Genomic DNA, 15704 nt, shown 5'->3' on the forward strand with positions numbered 1-15704 from the left:
GCGGCACATCTCAAGGAATTCCCACAGCGATGAGCAGCACAGAGAATTGCAAGAATGGACCGATGGAATGCGAGAGCGAATCCGACCGACGGAAAATCCGTGCGGGCACGGGCTCTGACATGAGTGCGCGAAGCGGAGGCGATGTTCGGGCGTCCGCCGCGGCCATGAAGGGATGCGTGCACCCCTGAAGGATGCTCCGTATGCGGTGAGCCTACGGGTTTCCTGGTTGTCGTCCGCAGGCGAGACCACTGCGGGAAAATGCGAGCAGCTGGGGCCCGCACCCCGAAGGACGCGGGCCCCAGCTACAAGTACGCGACAGACCGCGTCAGGCAATAACGATGTTCTCGGCCGTCGGGCCCTTCTGGCCCTGCGCGATGTCGAAGGTCACCTTCTGGCCCTCCAGCAGCTCACGGAAGCCCTGGGCGGCGATGTTCGAGTAGTGGGCGAACACATCAGCGCCGCCACCGTCCTGCTCGATGAAGCCGAATCCCTTTTCCGCGTTGAACCACTTGACGGTACCAGCAGCCATGTCTTTTCTCCTTTGGGGCAGTGCATCGGGATCCGCACTGCACGGACCCCGTGTCGCCGCGATGATCACCCCGCCCGGAAAAAGAACCGGATAACAAAAGTGCTTCCAGTGGCATAGGCGCCGCCGGCGGCAACTTGAAGTTTTGGGAACCACAACTGCAACTGAGATCGACAGTAGCACGCCGCAGCGGCCCGTGTACGGTGACGAATCGCATTCCACTTAATGCGGCAGAGAATCTGTCTGCCTGTCCCGTTGAAATCTCAGCTCGCGGGCACAGATATTGACCCAGCCGAAGCGTAACGTTTCGGGAAGGGGCGCGCCCAGCGGAAGGGCTGCCCCGCCGGGGGATGGTGCGGGCGGGCGTGGAGATCAGGGAGGCTCCGGCGCACGCCACGGCATTTACCACGCCCCCGGCGCGCACCGCTGACCGGCGAGGGAGGGAGCACACCTGCCGGCCGAGGACCTGCGCTCCCGGACCTGCACCTACTGACGCGTCAGAGCCCCTTGGCAGCAGGCTCCAAAATCGCCACGCACTCCACGTGCGAGGTCATCGGAAACAGATCGAACGCCCGCAGCGTCCGCACCCGGTACCCCCCGTTCCGGAAGTACCCCAGGTCCCGGGCCAGCGCGGCCGGGTCGCAGGCGACGTAGGCGATGCGGCGGGCGCCCAGGGACACCAGGTGCTCCACCGTCTGACGCCCCGCTCCCGCGCGCGGCGGGTCCAGGACGATCAGGTCGACCTCGGTGATCCCGGTGCGCGGGAGGACGGATTCGACCTTGCCCTGTTCGATCCGGACCCGGTCGAACTCGGCGAGGTTGTGCCGGGCGTCCTCGACCGCGCGCTTGCCCGACTCGATGCCGAGGACCGCGCCCTTCTCACCGAGGCGGTCGGCGAGGGCACCGGCGAAGAGGCCGACGCCGCAGTACAGGTCGAGGGCCGTCTCGCCCTTGCGGGGCAGCAGGCCCTGCATGACGGCGGTCACCAGGGTGTCCGCGGCCTTCGGATGGACCTGCCAGAAGCCACCGCTGCCGACGCGGTGCGTACGGCCGTCCGCGCGCTCACGGACGAAGGGGCGCCCGTGGACACGGTGCACGCCTCCGTCCTTCTCCTCCACCCGCATGACCGACACCGGCCGGTCCAGTTCCACGAGGGGCAGCCGTGCCCCGGGCCGCGGGGTGAGGATGACCTGACGGTCCTGCGAGCCGGTCGCGGAGATCGCCTCGACCGTCGCCATCCCGCTCCAGTCGCGCTTCTCCACACCGAGCTCGGAGACGCCCTCGGCGGCGATCATGCAGTGGTCGATCCGCTCCACCTCGTGCGAGCGGTGCCGGCGCAGACCGGCGTGGCCCTCCGCGTCGACCGCGTACTGCACGCGCGTACGCCACTGCGGCACCTGTCCGGCGGGCAGCTTGTCGCCCTCGGCCGGCATCACCGTGCCGTCCCAGCCGGCCTCCTCCGGGGTGAGGCCCGCGAGCCGCTGGAGCTGCTCGGCGATCACCTCGCCCTTGAGCCGGCGCTGGGCGCCCGGCTTGGCGTGCTGCCAGTCGCAGCCACCGCAGCGGCCGGGTCCCGCGAAGGGACAGGGGGCCTCGACCCGGTCCTTGGAGGCCTCGATCACCTCGACCGCGTCCGCGCGCAGGAAGCGCGCGCCCTCCTCGCCCTCCGTCACCCGGGCCACCACCCGCTCACCGGGCAGCGCGTGCCGGACGAACAGCACCTGGCCGGAGTCGGTGCGGGCGATGCAGTGGCCGCCGTGCGCGACGGGGCCGATCTCGACCTCGTACTCCGTCCCCACCAGGGTCTTCTTCGGTTCTGCCTGCATGGCGGGGTGACTCCACAACGTCGAACGAGGAACGGCCGGACAACAGCCCACCAGTCTACGTGGCTGTCGTCCGGCCGTTCACCGCGTCCCCCTTACGACTGCGTACCGGAACTACGACTCCGTAGGGGAACCCGAGGCGGAACCTCCGGCGGAACCCGCGGCCCCGGCCGCCGAGCCGGTCGACTCCTTCGTCCGCCCCTGCTCCGCGGGACCGCGCCGCACCGCGCCGGGCGCGTTCCACTCCTGCCGCTTGCGGGCCCGCATCCGGGCCACCTCGGAGGACTCGAGCTGGTACGGCACGGACGTGACCATGACGCCCGGGGTGAACAGCAGCCGGCCCTTCAGCCGCAGCGCGCTCTGGTTGTGCAGCAGATGCTCGTACCAGTGACCGACGACGTACTCCGGGATGATCACCGAGACGGCGGCGCGCGGCGACTCCTTGCGCAGGCCCTTGACGTACTCGATGATCGGCCGCGTGATCTCGCGGTAGGGCGAGTCGAGGACCTTCAGCGGTACGTCGATCCCGCGCCGCTCCCACTCCTCGCGCAGCGCCTTCGTCTCCGTCGGGTCGACGTTGACGGTGAGCGCCTCCAGGGTGTCGGAGCGCATCAGCTTGGCGTAGGCGAGGGCCCGCAGGGTGGGGCGGTGGATCTTGGAGATCAGCACGACGGAGTGCACGCGGGACGGCCGTACGCTGTCGTCGCTCGGGCCCTCCGGGGCGGCGATCTCGTCGGCCACCCGGTCGTAGTGCTTACGGATCGCCGTCATCGTCGCGTAGAAGATCACCATGCCGAGCAGGGCGACCCAGGCGCCGTGCGTGAACTTGGTGACGAGGACGACCACCAGGACGAGTCCGGTGAAGAAGGCGCCGAAGGCGTTGATCGCCCGGGAGCGGACCATGTGGCGGCGCTTGGCCTGGTCGGTCTCGGTGGCCAGATGGCGGTTCCAGTGGCGGACCATGCCGGTCTGGCTGAGCGTGAAGGACACGAAGACGCCGACGATGTAGAGCTGGATCAGCCGGGTGGAGTCGGCGCCGTAGATGATGATCAGGAAGGTGGCCGCGCCGGCCAGCAGCACGATGCCGTTGGAGAAGGCGAGCCGGTCGCCGCGGGTGTGGAGCTGGCGGGGCAGATAGCGGTCCTGGGCGAGGATCGAGCCGAGCACCGGGAAGCCGTTGTAGGCGGTGTTGGCGGCGAGGAAGAGGACCAGCGCGGTGGCCGCCGCGAGCACGACGAAGAAGAAGCTGCCCTTGCCGAAGACGGCCTCGGCGACCTGGGTGATCACCGGGTTCTGGACGTAGTCCGCGCCGACGGCGGCGCCGTTCTTCAGCAGGTCGACGGCCGGGTTCTCGGCCATGCGGACGTCGGTGGTCAGGGCGAGCACGATGATGCCGCAGAACATGGTGACGGCCAGCAGGCCCATCGCCGCGAGCGTGGTCGCCGCGTTCTTCGACTTGGGCTTGCGGAAGGCCGGGACACCGTTGGAGATCGCCTCGACACCGGTGAGCGCCGCACAGCCGGAGGAGAAGGCGCGCAGCATCAGGAAGACCAGGGCGAAACCGGCGAGGCCCTGGTGCTCGGCCCTGATGGTGTACTCGGCGGTCGGCGCCCGCATGGTGTCGCCGAGGACGAGCCCGCGGAACGCGCCCCACGCGATCATGATGAACACGCCCGCGACGAACACGTACGTCGGGATCGCGAAGAGCTTCCCCGACTCCTTGACCCCGCGCAGGTTCATCAGCGTCAGCAGGACGACGACGGCGACGGCGCAGATCACCTTGTGCTCGACCACGAAGGGGACCGCGGAGCCCAGGTTCTCGATGCCGGAGGCGATGGACACGGCGACGGTCAGGACGTAGTCGACGAGCAGGGCGCTCGCGACGGTCAGACCGGCCTTGGCTCCGAGGTTGGTGGTGGCGACCTCGTAGTCACCGCCGCCGCTCGGGTAGGCGTGGACGTTCTGCCGGTAGGAGGCGACCACCGTGAACATCAGCACCACGACCGCGAGGGCGATCCACGGGCTGAAGTGGTAGGCCGACACGCCCGCGATGGAGAGGACCAGCAGCACCTCCCCGGGCGCGTAGGCCACGGAGGACAGCGGGTCGGAAGCGAAGACGGGCAGGGCGATGCGCTTCGGCAGGAGCGTTTCTCCGAGCCGATCACTGCGCAGTGCGCGCCCGATCAGGATCCGTTTGGGCACGTCGGTCAGTTTGGACACAACAGAGGATCGTATGCCTTCGAACTGGGGCGCGCCCACCCTCCCCCGGGGTGAGCCGGGTGCCGGAGCACCGCATCTGCCTCACGAGTGAAATCGGCCACGCGTCGGCTGCGGATTCCGCAGCGGCCTCGATCGTCATGCCTATATGACAAACCCCGCCCCGCCGCCACTCATCGGAGGTTCCATGCACACGACCGCGGAGTTGATCGGCGCCGCCGGCAGTCTCGTCGGCCTCGGAATCCTTACCTTTCTCAGTCTCTGGAGCATCAGCCGCCGCTGATCGCGCAAACCCCCGCACAGGGGTGGGCTGCACGGACCGCGCGTGTGTAGCTTGGGCGACGGTCTGAGACCCTGTTCAAAGCCAGGCCAGAAAAGTATTTGACTTCTTGACTTCTTTACCTCGGAAGGACGGTCGTGCACATCGTCATCATGGGCTGCGGCAGAGTGGGTTCCGCTCTCGCGCAGACCCTGGAGCAACAGGGGCACACGGTCGCCGTGATCGACCAGGACCCCACCGCCTTCCGACGACTGGGCTCCGGGTTCGGCGGCCGTCGTGTCACCGGCGTCGGCTTCGACCAGGACACCCTGCGCGAGGCGGGCATCGAGGAGGCCGGCGCGTTCGCCGCCGTCTCCAGCGGCGACAACTCCAACATCATCGCCGCCCGGGTGGCGCGCGAGATGTTCGGCATCGAGAACGTCGCCGCCCGGATCTACGACCCGCGGCGCGCCGAGGTCTACCAGCGCCTGGGCATCCCCACCGTCGCCACCGTCCGCTGGACGGCCGACCAGATGCTGCGCCGGCTGCTGCCCTCGGGCGCCGAGCCGCTGTGGCGCGACCCCACCGGCGGCGTCCAGCTCGCCGAGGTGCACGCCGCCCCCTCCTGGGTCGGCCACAAGATCAGCAAGCTCCAGGAGGAGACGGGCGTCCGGGTGGCGTTCCTGACCCGCCTCGGAGAGGCGATGCTGCCCACCTCGCAGACGGTGCTCCAGGAGGGCGACCTCGTGCATGTGATGATGCGTACCGACGAGGTCGAGAAGGTCGAGGCGTCGTTCGCCGAGGGCCCCCAGGAAGGCGGTCACTGATGAGGGTCGCCATCGCCGGAGCCGGTGCCGTCGGCCGCTCGATCGCGGGCGAGTTGCTGGAGAACGGCCACGAGGTCCTGCTCGTCGACAAGGCGCCGACCGCCATCTCGGTCGAGCGCGTCCCCCAGGCGGAGTGGCTGCTCGCCGACGCCTGCGAGATCACCTCCCTCGACGAGGCGGCGCTCCAGCGCTGCAACGTCGTCATCGCCGCCACGGGCGACGACAAGGTCAACCTGGTCGTCTCGCTCCTGGCCAAGACGGAGTACGGCGTCCCGCGCGTCGTCGCCCGCGTCAACAACCCCAAGAACGAGTGGCTCTTCAACGAGTCCTGGGGCGTCGACGTCGCCGTCTCCACCCCGCGTCTGATGTCCGCCCTGGTCGAGGAAGCCGTCTCGGTCGGTGACCTGGTCCGCCTCCTCCGCTTCAGCCACGGGGACGCCAACCTCGTCGAACTGACCCTCCCCGAGGAGTCGGCCCTGGCCGGCACCCAGGTCGGTGACGTCGAATGGCCCGAGGACACCTCCCTGGTCACCATCATCCGCGGCACCAGGGTCCTCACCCCGACCAGGGAGGACTCCCTGGAACCGGGCGACGAACTGCTCTTCGTGGCCGCACAGGCACGGGAGGAGCAGCTGGAGGACCTGCTGTCGGTACGGCGCGACACGTAAGCCCGTCCGGCGTTTGAGAGCGAGGCCCGTTCGGGGCCGGAGCGGGGGTCCGGGGGCGGCAGCCCCCAGGCCTCAGCCGTCCCGACGGTGCCTACCACCGGCGGCCTCCGCGGCGGCCTTCCGCTCGGCCTCCGCCTTCTCCTCCGCCTCCATCTCCGCGAACACGTCGATGGGCGCGGGCGCCTTCGCGAGGAAGACCCAGGTCAGCCAGACGGCCAGCAGGAAGGGCGGGATCTTCAGGGCGACCAGCACCCAGCCGAGCTGTGCGGTGTTGGCCCACCAGTAGAGCGGGAAGAGGATCGCGCACTTGGCGAGCAGGATCAGGCCCCAGGCCCAGCTCGCCTTGGCGTAGGCCTTCTTGCGGCCCGGGTTGCGGGTGCGCCAGGAGAGGTTCTCCTTGAAGACCGGGCCGAGGATCAGACCGATCAGCGGGACCCCGCACAGGGTCGTGATGATGTACGCCAGCGCCAGACCCAGCGTGTAGAGCATGCCGGGGAGGTAGAAGTCCTTGGCGTTGCCGGTCATCATCGCGAAGACGACACCGAAGGCGACCCCGAAGACCCCGCTGAAGGCGTGCTTGACCGTGTCCTTCATCGCCAGCCGGACCACGACCAGGACCAGCGACACCGCGAGCGCGGCGATCGCGGACATGTGCAGGTCCTTGTTGATCGTGAAGATGGTGACGAAGAGCAGGCCGGGCACGACCGTCTCGATCATGCCCCGCAGCCCGCCGAACGCCTCGAACAGGGCGGCCTCGGTCACCGCCCGGGCGTCGGCCGCGGCGGTGTCCTCCGCGGTCGTGTCTTCGGTCGGCTTGTCGAGCGACGTCACCGGCTACTCCCTACCGAGGGGTCTCAGTTCGTACTTCGGGTTGAACAGCACCCGGCGGCCTCTGCTCATGGAGACCCGGCCCGATGCGATGAGCCTGCGCCCCGGCTCTATCCCCACGATGGAGCGCCTGCCCAGCCACACCACGTCCAGCGCGGCGCTGCCGTCGAACAGTTCGGCCTCCAGGGCCGGCACTCCGGCGCGCGGACGCAGGGTGACCGTGCGCAAGGTACCAGTAACCGTGACGATCTGCCGGTCCTGGCAGTCGCCGATCCGGACGCATCCGGCCGTCTCGGCGTCCTCCCGCAGCTCCTGGGACTCCAGGTCCTCCTGGGACGAGGAGAGCCGGTCGAGCATGCGCCGGAACCGGCCCACCGGCTTTTCGGAACGCGGAACACCACTCATGTCTGAAGGGTACCGGGGCCCGCCGACACGGCCGTAACGCGTCCCACGGCTCACTTCTCGAAGCGGTAGCCCATCCCCGGCTCGGTGATGAAGTGCTTCGGATGCGACGGGTCCGCCTCCAGCTTCCGTCTGAGCTGCGCCATGTAGACCCTCAGGTAGTTCGTCTCCGTCCCGTACGACGGCCCCCACACCTCCTGCAGCAACTGCTTCTGGCCGACCAGGCGTCCGGTGTTGCGCACCAGCACCTCCAGCAGATGCCACTCGGTGGGGGTGAGCCGGACGTCCCTCCCGGCACGGTGCACCTTCTTCGCGGCGAGGTCGACGGTGAACCCGTCGGTCTCCACCAGCACGTCGTCCTCGCCGCCCCCGGCCGGCTCGGCCCGTCGCACGGCGGCCCGCAGCCGGGCCAGCAGCTCGTCCATGCCGAAGGGCTTGGTGACGTAGTCGTCGGCGCCCGCGTCCAGCGCCTGGACCTTCTCGTCCGAGGAGTGCCGGGCCGACAGCACCAGGATCGGCACCCGGGTCCAGCCCCGCAGCCCCCTGATCACCTCGACGCCGTCCATGTCGGGCAGTCCCAGGTCGAGGACCACGACGTCCGGGTGGCGGGCGGCGGCCAGCTTGAGCGCGGTGGCACCGTCGTGGGCGGCGTCGACCTCGTACTTGCGCGCCTTGAGGTTGATCACGAGGGCCCGCACGATCTGCGGCTCGTCATCGACCACGAGCACCCTCGTGCCGATCTGCGAGCTTCCCCCAGCCGGGCTCACCATGAAGCCACCCTTCCCAGTCGTACCCATCGTCCACACACCGCAGCCAACACCCCAACCCACTCCCCGAACGCCACCACGGCCCCCGCACGGACCACCCGCGCACGAGCCTCGCCGGGCTGGGCCGCAGGAGCCTTGCTCGCCCGCACCGCCAAGTCGTCGTCGGCCGGTGCCCCGAACTCCTCGCCCACCGACACGACGGCGTCCGCGCCGGGCGGCGACGCGAGGGCCTCGCCGGGCGGGGCCGCGACGCCCTCACCGAACGGTGGCGCCGGGGCCGCGACACCCTGGTCCGCCGGTGCCGCGAGGACGGCTTCCGCCGGTGCCACTGGGGGCTCGCCGGCCGATGCCCCACGAGCCTCGCCGGGCTGGGCCTCTGGGGCAGCATCGGCCGCCGGCCTCTGGTCCTCTTCCGCCGGCTGCGGCCGCCGTTGCGATCCCGACCGGATCTCCGGCGCTCCCGCCCCACCCGCCGACCCGGCCACCCTTTCCGACACCCCCGCCCGCCTCTCCGCCGCCCTTTCCGCCACCTCCGCCGCCCTTTCCGACACCCCCGCCCGCCTCTCCGCCGACCCTTCCGACACCCCCGCCGGCCTCTCCGCCGACCCGGCCGCCCTTTCCGCCACCTCCGCCGACCCTTCCGACACCCCCGCCGGCCTCTCCGCCGACCCGGCCGCCCTTTCCGCCACCTCCGCCGACCTCTCCGACACCCCCGCCGTCCTTTCCGACACCCCTGCCGCCCTTTCCGACACCCCGGCCGACCTCTCCGCCGCCCCTGCCGACCTTTCCGACACCCCCGCCGACCTCTCCGCCGCCCCGGCCGACGTCACCGATTCCTCCTCCGGCGGCCCCGGGGCCGCCTTCGCCGCTCGTACGGTGAGGACCATCGTCAGGCCGCCACCCGGGGTGTCTTCGGCGTTGAGGGTGCCGCCCATGGCCTCGGTGAAGCCGCGTGCCACCGCCAGGCCGAGTCCCACGCCCGCCCCGCGCGGTGCGTCGCCGTAGCGCTGGAAGGGCGCGAAGATGCGCTCCTTGGCCTCGTCGGGGACGCCCGGCCCCCGGTCCACGACCCGCACCTCGACCCGGTCGGATATCGCGCTCGCCGCGACCAGCACCGGCTCCCCGGCCGGGCTGTACTTGACCGCGTTCTCCACGAGGTTGGCCACCGACCGCTCCAGCAGCCCGGCGTCGACGGCGACCATCGGAAGCGTCTCCGGGATGTCCAGCTCCACGCTCTCCTCCGGGTCCGGCACCCCGCCGAGCGCCATCGGCACCACCTCGTCCAGGTCGATCTCCCGGATGATCGGGGTGACCGTCCCGGTCTGCAGGCGGGACATGTCGAGCAGGTTGCCCACGAGATGGTCGAGCCGGTCGGCGCCCTCCTCGATGCCTTCGAGCAGCTCCGCACGGTCCTCCTCGGACCAGGCCACGTCGTCGGACCGCAGACTGGAGACCGCCGCCTTGATCCCCGCCAGCGGAGTGCGCAGATCATGGCTGACGGCGGCCAGCAGCGCCGTACGGATCCGGTTGCCCTCGGCCAGTCGCCGGGCCTGGTCGGCCTCCTCCCGCAACCGCCGCCGGTCCAGCACGACCACCGCCTGCGCGGCGAACGCCGCCAGGACCCGCCGGTCCTCGGCGGGCAGCACCCGGCCGGTGAGCGCGAGGGCCGCGCGGTCGCCGACCGGCACGTCCACATCGGCCTCGTCCGGTCGCCGCACGGGCCGCCCGGGGCCCACCTGGCCCGCACAGGTCCACGGGGCTCTGTCGTCGGCCCGCTCCAGCAGCGCCGCCGACTCCATGCCGAAGGTCTCCCGCACCCGCTCCAGCAGCGCCTCCAGGCTGGTCTCGCCGCGCAGCACATTGCCGGCGAGGAAGGACAGGATCTCCGACTCCGCTCTCAGCCGGGCCGCCTGGTGCGTGCGCCGGGCGGCCAGGTCGACCACGGACGCCACCGACACCCCCACCCCGACGAAGATCACGATCGCGACGATGTTCTTCGGATCCGCGATTGTCCACCGGTGCAGGGGCGGGGTGTAGAAGTAGTTCAGCAGCAGGGAGCCCAGGGCCGCCGAGGCCAGCGCGGGCAGCAGTCCGCCGAGCAGCGCGGCCGCCACGGTCACCGCCAGGAACAGCAGCATGTCGTTGGCGAGCCCCAGGTGGACGGTGCTCAGCAGCACCGCCAGGGTCGCCGGGCCGGCCAGGCCGACGAACCATCCCCAGATGATCCGGGCCCGTCCGAGCCGGGCGCCCCGGGCCACCGGCAGCCCCCGGCCCTTGGCCGCCTCCTCGTGCGTGACGATGTGCACGTCCAGGTCGGGCCCCGACTCCCGGGCGACCGTCGCGCCGACGCCCGGGCCGAAGACGTACTGCCAGGCCTTGCGACGCGAGGAGCCGAGGACGATCTGTGTGGCGTTCACTCCTCGGGCGAAGTCGAGCAGCGCGGCCGGGATGTCGTCGCCCACCACATGGTGGAAGGTGCCGCCGAGATCCTCCGCGAGGGTGCGCTGGACGGCCAGCTCCTTGGGCGAGGCGGAGGTCAGCCCGTCACTGCGGGCGATGTACACGGCGAGCACCTCGCCCCCGGCGCCCTTCTCCGCCAGCCGGGCCGCCCGCCGGATGAGGGTGCGCCCCTCCGGGCCGCCGGTGAGCCCGACGACGATCCGCTCGCGCGAGCCCCAGATCGCCGACACCCGGTGCTCGCTGCGGTACTGCTTCAGATACTCGTCGACCCGGTCGGCCACCCACAGCAGCGCCAGCTCCCGCAGAGCGGTGAGGTTGCCGGGCCGGAAGTAGTTCGACAGGGCGGCGTCGACCTTGTCCGGCCGGTAGATGTTGCCGTGCGCCATCCGGCGGCGCAGCGCCTCCGGCGACATGTCGACCAGCTCGATCTGGTCGGCCCGGCGGACGAACTCGTCGGGCACGGTCTCCTGCTGCCGCACCCCCGTGATGGAGTCGACCACGTCCCCGAGGGACTCCAGATGCTGGATGTTGACGGTCGAGACGACGTCGATGCCGGCCGCGAGGAGTTCCTCCACGTCCTGCCAGCGCTTGGCGTTGCGCGAGCCGGGGACATTGGTGTGGGCCAGCTCGTCCACCAGGGCGACCTGGGGGCGGCGGGCGAGGACCGCGTCCACGTCCATCTCGGTGAAGGCACCGCCCCGGTACTCCAGCTCGCGGCGCGGGACCTGCTCCAGGCCGTGCAGCATCACCTCGGTGCGCTGCCGGCCGTGGTGCTCGACGAAGGCCACCACGCAGTCCGTGCCGCGCTCCATCCGGCGGTGCGCCTCGGACAGCATGGCGTACGTCTTGCCCACGCCCGGTGCCGCACCGAGGTAGATCCGAAGCTTGCCGCGCGCCATGGCCCCATTGTCTTCCCGTGACTCCTGCCTACGCAGCGTCGACCCTACGACCCCCGGTCCCGGCAAAACGGACGAGCGGGGCGGTGGGGGACGCCTTTGACGCAACCCTGACGCGACGGGCCCGCTCGACGGCCCGCCCCGCGGCTCTCCGTACGTCGCTCCGGTCATCGGCACCCCCTCTCATCCGCTTCATCGGACGAGCCCCCCGTTTCGGTTCACCCGCGCCCCCGCCCACAGAAAAAAGAGCCGCCCCCGAAGGGTGCGGCTCTTTCGGACTCTCCCTGCTCGGCTTACCGGCTGAGCGCCTAGCGGACCTCGGTGATCTCCGGACCGCGCTGGAGCTGGCCCATCCCGCCGGAGAAGCGCGAGCCCTCCTCCTGCTGCTGGACGCCCTCGGGGACCATCTGCGCGTCGTTCGGCAGCTTGAGCACGATGGGGTCGCGGGGCGCCATCGGGCCGTCGCCGCGCACCACGACCGTGTCCCGGAAGATCTGCTCGAGCAGCCCGGCGGCCTGCGGCTGCACCGCGCCCTGGCCGGAGATCACTCCACGCAGGAACCAGCGGGGGCCGTCCACGCCGACGAACCGGACGACGTGGAAGCCGCCGGTTCCGTCGGGCAGCTGCACCGGGACCTGGGCCCGCAGCTCCCAGCCCAGCGGGCCCTCGACCTCGTCGATGATGCCGCCCTGCTGGGTGATGCCGGAGCCGATCTCCTCGCGCACCTCGCTCCAGATGCCCTCGCGCTTGGGCGCGGCGAAGGCCTGGAGCTGAACGGCGCTGTCCCGCAGGACGACGGTGGCGGCGACGATCGCGTCACCCGCGACCTCGACGCGCAGTTCCATGCCGTCGACGCCCGGCACGAACAGACCGCCCAGGTCCACCCGGCCCTCGGCCGGGTCGCGGACCTCGGAGCTGTCCCAGGGTCCGTCGGGCCGCGGCTCGGGCTCGAGCCGGACGCGCTCACGCTCGCCCGTTACCTCTTCGTCCGCCTCAGTGTCGACACTGTCGACGACCTGCTCGGCCTCGCCGGCCGCGTCCTCGGCGGCACCCTTCTTCTTGCGACGTCCGAACACGTCACTGTCCTTCCCGGTCGGATACGACCGAAGCGTATCGATACCCACCCACACTGCCGCCCACGGCGGCCTGACCGCTTGCATCGCCCACCGCGGCATGCCCGCCGGTGGACCCGAAGCCCCCCGCGGCCCGTGCCGATTCGGGAAGTTCCGCGACCTCCTGGAAGCGGACCCTCTCGACCTGCTGGACGACCAGTTGGGCAATCCGGTCGAAGCGCTCGAACCGCACGGACTCGCGCGGGTCGAGATTCACCACGATCACCTTGATCTCCCCACGGTACCCGGCATCAACCGTCCCCGGGGCATTCACGAGTCCGACTCCGCACCGGGCCGCGAGCCCCGACCGCGGATGCACGAAGGCGGCGTACCCGTCGGGCAGCGCGATCGACACCCCGGTGGGCAGCACGGCCCGTTCGCCGGGCCTCAGTTCACAGGCCTCGGTGGTCCGCAGATCCGCCCCCGCGTCCCCCGGACGCTCGTACGCCGGGAGCGGTACGTCGGGGTGGACGCGCCGGATCAGGACGGCGAGCTCTTGACGGGGCGCACGGCTCACGGGTTCACCTCGAAGGCGCGGGCGCGCCGGATCTGGTCGGGGTCGTTCATGGCCGCCCGGATCTCCTCCTGGCGGCCGTGGTGGACGAAGTGCGCCACCTCGACCTCGATGAAGAGCGCGTCGGCGCGGACCGCGACAGGTCCTTCGGGGCCGCCGATACGTCCGGTGGCCGTCGAGTAGATCTTCCGCCGGGCGACCGCCGTCACCTCGGCCTCCAGGTACAGCGTGGTGCCGACGGGCACGGGCCGGACGAAGTCGGTCTCCAGCCGGCCGGTCACGGCGATGGTGCGCAGCAGCCAGTTCAGCGAGCCGAGCGTCTCGTCGAGGGCGGTGGCCAGCACGCCGCCGTGGGCGAGTCCGGGGGCGCCCTGGTGGGCGGGCTGCACGGTGAACTCGGCGGTGACGGTGACTCCCTCGCCGGCCCGCGCCTGGAGGTGCAGTCCGTGCGCCTGTCCGTCGCCGCACCCGAAACAGTGTTCGTAGTGGGCACCGAGAAGCTCGCCGGGCACGGGGGCGTCAGGGTGCCGAACGGGTTTCACGGCGTCGGCGGGAGGCTGAAGAGCTGGGGAAGTACCACTCACAGGCGCAGACCTTACCCGCGCGTCGGCCCTTACCGGACACCATGCCAAGCTTGACGCCATGCAGCCCCCCGCCACCCCTTACGAAGAACGTCTCACCGCCCCCCGCACCTGGTGGTTCCTCTCGTTCCTCGTGGGCGTCTCCTTCGCCCTCATCCTGCTGCCCTTCGGCACGCTGCCGCTGCTGGGCGGTCTGGTCGGCGGCACCGCGGCGGCCGCGGTCGTCGCCAGCTCCTACGGCTCCGTGCGCATCCGGGTGGTCGGCGACGCGCTGATCGCCGGCGAGGCGAAGATCCCGGTCGCGGCCCTCGGCGAGGCGGAGGTGCTGGACCCGGAGGAGGCGCGCGCCTGGCGCACGTACAAGGCGGACACGCGCGCGTTCCTGCTGCTGCGCGCCTATATCCCCACCGCGCTGAAGGTGCAGGTCACCGACCCGGCCGACCCCACGCCGTATCTGTATCTGTCGACGCGCGAGCCGGAGCGGCTGGCCCAGGCCCTGCGGACGGCACGGGAGACCGCGGCCTAGGCGCACGACGTCTGCGGACGCGAGGTCTCAGTACCCGAGCTCCCTGGGATTGCCGGGGAGCTCTCGCATGTCCAGGGGTTGTTCCGGCTTCTCCAGCGGCGGCAGCTCCTCCAGCGCCTCCCAGGGCACCTGGGCCTTGCGCAGGTCGGCGCGGATCCGCGCGGCCAGCTTCTTGGTGTCGCGCCGGTTCATGGCCGCGCCCACCACGGCGCCCACCAGGAACGGCACGAGCATCGGCAGGTCGCGGACGAGCCGTTTCATGATCTGCTGGCGCAGCTCGCGTTTCATCTGGCCGCCGAGCGCGGAGTTGACCGTGGACGGCTTGAGCGGGTCGATGCCGCGCTCGCCGGACCAGGCGCGCAGATAGGCCGTGCTGCGGTCCTTGAGGCTGCCGGGCGGTCTGAGGCCGTACACCTCGTGCAGTTCGGCGATGAGCTTCAGCTCGATCGCCGCGACCCCGGTGATCTCCGCGGCCAGTTCGGTGGGCATCGCGGGTGGCACGGGAAGCATGGCCGCCGCGCCGACGCCCGCGCCGACCGTGGAGGTGGCGTTCGCGGCGCCCGCGACGAGCTTGTCGGCGAGCTGTTCCGGTCCGAGGCCGGGGAACTGCCTGCGGAGCGTCCTGAGGTCCCGTACGGGGATCCTCGGGGCCATCTCGATGATCCGGTCCGCCAGGTGGGCCAGAGCGGCCCTGGCGCGCTCCCCGCCCTTGCGGACGCCGTCCCGGGCCAGGTCCTTGGTCCTGTCCCGGATCACCGCGGCCCGTCGCCTGGCGACGGGCACGGGACCCCGCGCAGGCGCCGGGAGGTCACTCCGGTCACCTGTCGTACCGAGCGAGGCCGATCCCGCAGGGACCACTCCCGTACCGGATGGGCCTCGCTCGTCGTCACGCACGCCGTGAGGGCCGTCGGACGGCCCTTGGTCCGCTCCCGGCTTGCGGAAGCGGCGCTTCCGAGAGGGGGTCGAGCCAGTCACGGCCGACCCCGCCTCAGTCGCAGTCGCGGCAGATCGGCTGACCGTTCTTCTCCCGGGCCAGCTGGCTGCGGTGATGCACCAGGAAGCAGCTCATGCAGGTGAACTCGTCCTGCTGCTTCGGCAGCACCCGGACGGCCAGCTCCTCGTTGGACAGGTCGGCTCCAGGGAGCTCCAACCCCTCCGCGGCCTCGAACTCGTCGACATCGACGGCGGAGGCGGACTTGTCGTTCCGCCGGGCCTTCAGCTCTTCAAGGCTGTCGGAGTCGACATCGTCGTCGGTCTTGCGTGGGGTGTCGTAATCGGTTGCCATTTCGCCTCTCCCC

At 71.0% G+C, this 15704-nt stretch carries 14 protein-coding genes and 1 pseudogene; 3 read left to right on the forward strand and 12 right to left on the reverse strand.

Annotation, left to right across the window (positions count from 1 at the left end; translation table 11 throughout):
* Nucleotides 1-325: 325 nt before the first annotated feature.
* The 3 genes from OG852_RS13735 to OG852_RS13745 form a co-directional block, all read right to left on the reverse strand.
* Entirely contained in the window at nt 326-529 is a 204-nt protein-coding gene (locus OG852_RS13735) for a cold-shock protein (protein ID WP_048455366.1), read from the reverse strand.
* A gap of 494 nt (nt 530-1023) precedes the next feature.
* Nucleotides 1024-2352 carry a class I SAM-dependent RNA methyltransferase gene (locus OG852_RS13740; protein WP_133914088.1) on the reverse strand — a complete coding sequence of 443 codons (1329 nt, stop codon included), beginning with the start codon at nt 2350-2352 and terminating at the stop codon, nt 1024-1026.
* A 111-nt stretch (nt 2353-2463) separates the two neighbouring features.
* On the reverse strand, nt 2464-4569 hold the full coding sequence (locus OG852_RS13745; protein WP_330348071.1) for an APC family permease: 2106 nt from the start codon (nt 4567-4569) through the stop codon (nt 2464-2466).
* Nucleotides 4570-4983: 414 nt separating this feature from the next.
* On the opposite strand from OG852_RS13745, the gene OG852_RS13750 reads away from it, so the two are divergent.
* On the forward strand, nt 4984-5652 hold the full coding sequence (locus tag OG852_RS13750) for a potassium channel family protein (RefSeq protein WP_133914086.1): 669 nt from the start codon (nt 4984-4986) through the stop codon (nt 5650-5652).
* Nucleotides 5652-6320, forward strand: a complete 669-nt coding sequence (locus OG852_RS13755; RefSeq protein WP_133914085.1) for a potassium channel family protein — start codon at nt 5652-5654, stop codon at nt 6318-6320. Before OG852_RS13750 ends, OG852_RS13755 begins: the two co-directional genes overlap by 1 nt.
* A gap of 72 nt (nt 6321-6392) precedes the next feature.
* Here OG852_RS13755 and OG852_RS13760 read toward each other — a convergent pair whose 3' ends face one another.
* The 7 genes and pseudogenes from OG852_RS13760 to OG852_RS13790 form a co-directional block, all read right to left on the reverse strand.
* The gene (locus OG852_RS13760; protein ID WP_133914084.1) at nt 6393-7151 is read right to left on the reverse strand and encodes a DUF3159 domain-containing protein; all 759 of its coding nucleotides are present in this window, start codon (nt 7149-7151) and stop codon (nt 6393-6395) included.
* A gap of 3 nt (nt 7152-7154) precedes the next feature.
* Nucleotides 7155-7553, reverse strand: a complete 399-nt coding sequence (locus OG852_RS13765; RefSeq protein ID WP_055633564.1) for an OB-fold nucleic acid binding domain-containing protein — start codon at nt 7551-7553, stop codon at nt 7155-7157.
* A 50-nt stretch (nt 7554-7603) separates the two neighbouring features.
* The gene (locus tag OG852_RS13770; RefSeq protein ID WP_330348072.1) at nt 7604-8320 is read right to left on the reverse strand and encodes a response regulator; all 717 of its coding nucleotides are present in this window, start codon (nt 8318-8320) and stop codon (nt 7604-7606) included.
* Nucleotides 8321-9165: 845 nt separating this feature from the next.
* A pseudogene (locus OG852_RS13775) lies at nt 9166-11676 on the reverse strand (ATP-binding protein); the annotation flags it as partial.
* A 305-nt stretch (nt 11677-11981) separates the two neighbouring features.
* Nucleotides 11982-12749: a DUF3710 domain-containing protein gene (locus OG852_RS13780; RefSeq protein WP_133914082.1), complete on the reverse strand. Its 768-nt coding sequence runs from the start codon at nt 12747-12749 to the stop codon at nt 11982-11984.
* Between the two features lies 1 nt (nt 12750).
* Nucleotides 12751-13302, reverse strand: coding sequence for a dUTP diphosphatase (dut, locus tag OG852_RS13785; RefSeq protein WP_133914081.1), 552 nt, complete (start codon nt 13300-13302; stop codon nt 12751-12753).
* On the reverse strand, nt 13299-13883 hold the full coding sequence (locus tag OG852_RS13790; protein WP_133914080.1) for a PaaI family thioesterase: 585 nt from the start codon (nt 13881-13883) through the stop codon (nt 13299-13301). Before OG852_RS13790 ends, dut begins: the two co-directional genes overlap by 4 nt.
* Before the next feature lie 58 nt (nt 13884-13941).
* On the opposite strand from OG852_RS13790, the gene OG852_RS13795 reads away from it, so the two are divergent.
* On the forward strand, nt 13942-14406 hold the full coding sequence (locus OG852_RS13795) for a DUF3093 domain-containing protein (protein ID WP_330348073.1): 465 nt from the start codon (nt 13942-13944) through the stop codon (nt 14404-14406).
* 27 nt (nt 14407-14433) lie between these two features.
* On the opposite strand, the gene OG852_RS13800 is transcribed toward OG852_RS13795, so the two are convergent.
* Nucleotides 14434-15381: a hypothetical protein gene (locus OG852_RS13800; RefSeq protein WP_330348074.1), complete on the reverse strand. Its 948-nt coding sequence runs from the start codon at nt 15379-15381 to the stop codon at nt 14434-14436.
* A gap of 13 nt (nt 15382-15394) precedes the next feature.
* Complete coding sequence (locus OG852_RS13805) at nt 15395-15691, reverse strand: DUF4193 domain-containing protein (RefSeq protein ID WP_003993510.1); 297 nt, start codon at nt 15689-15691, stop codon at nt 15395-15397.
* Nucleotides 15692-15704: the final 13 nt, after the last annotated feature.

Origin of the sequence: Streptomyces sp. NBC_00582 (assembly GCF_036345155.1) — a bacterium.
Classification (GTDB): Bacteria; Actinomycetota; Actinomycetes; order Streptomycetales; family Streptomycetaceae; genus Streptomyces.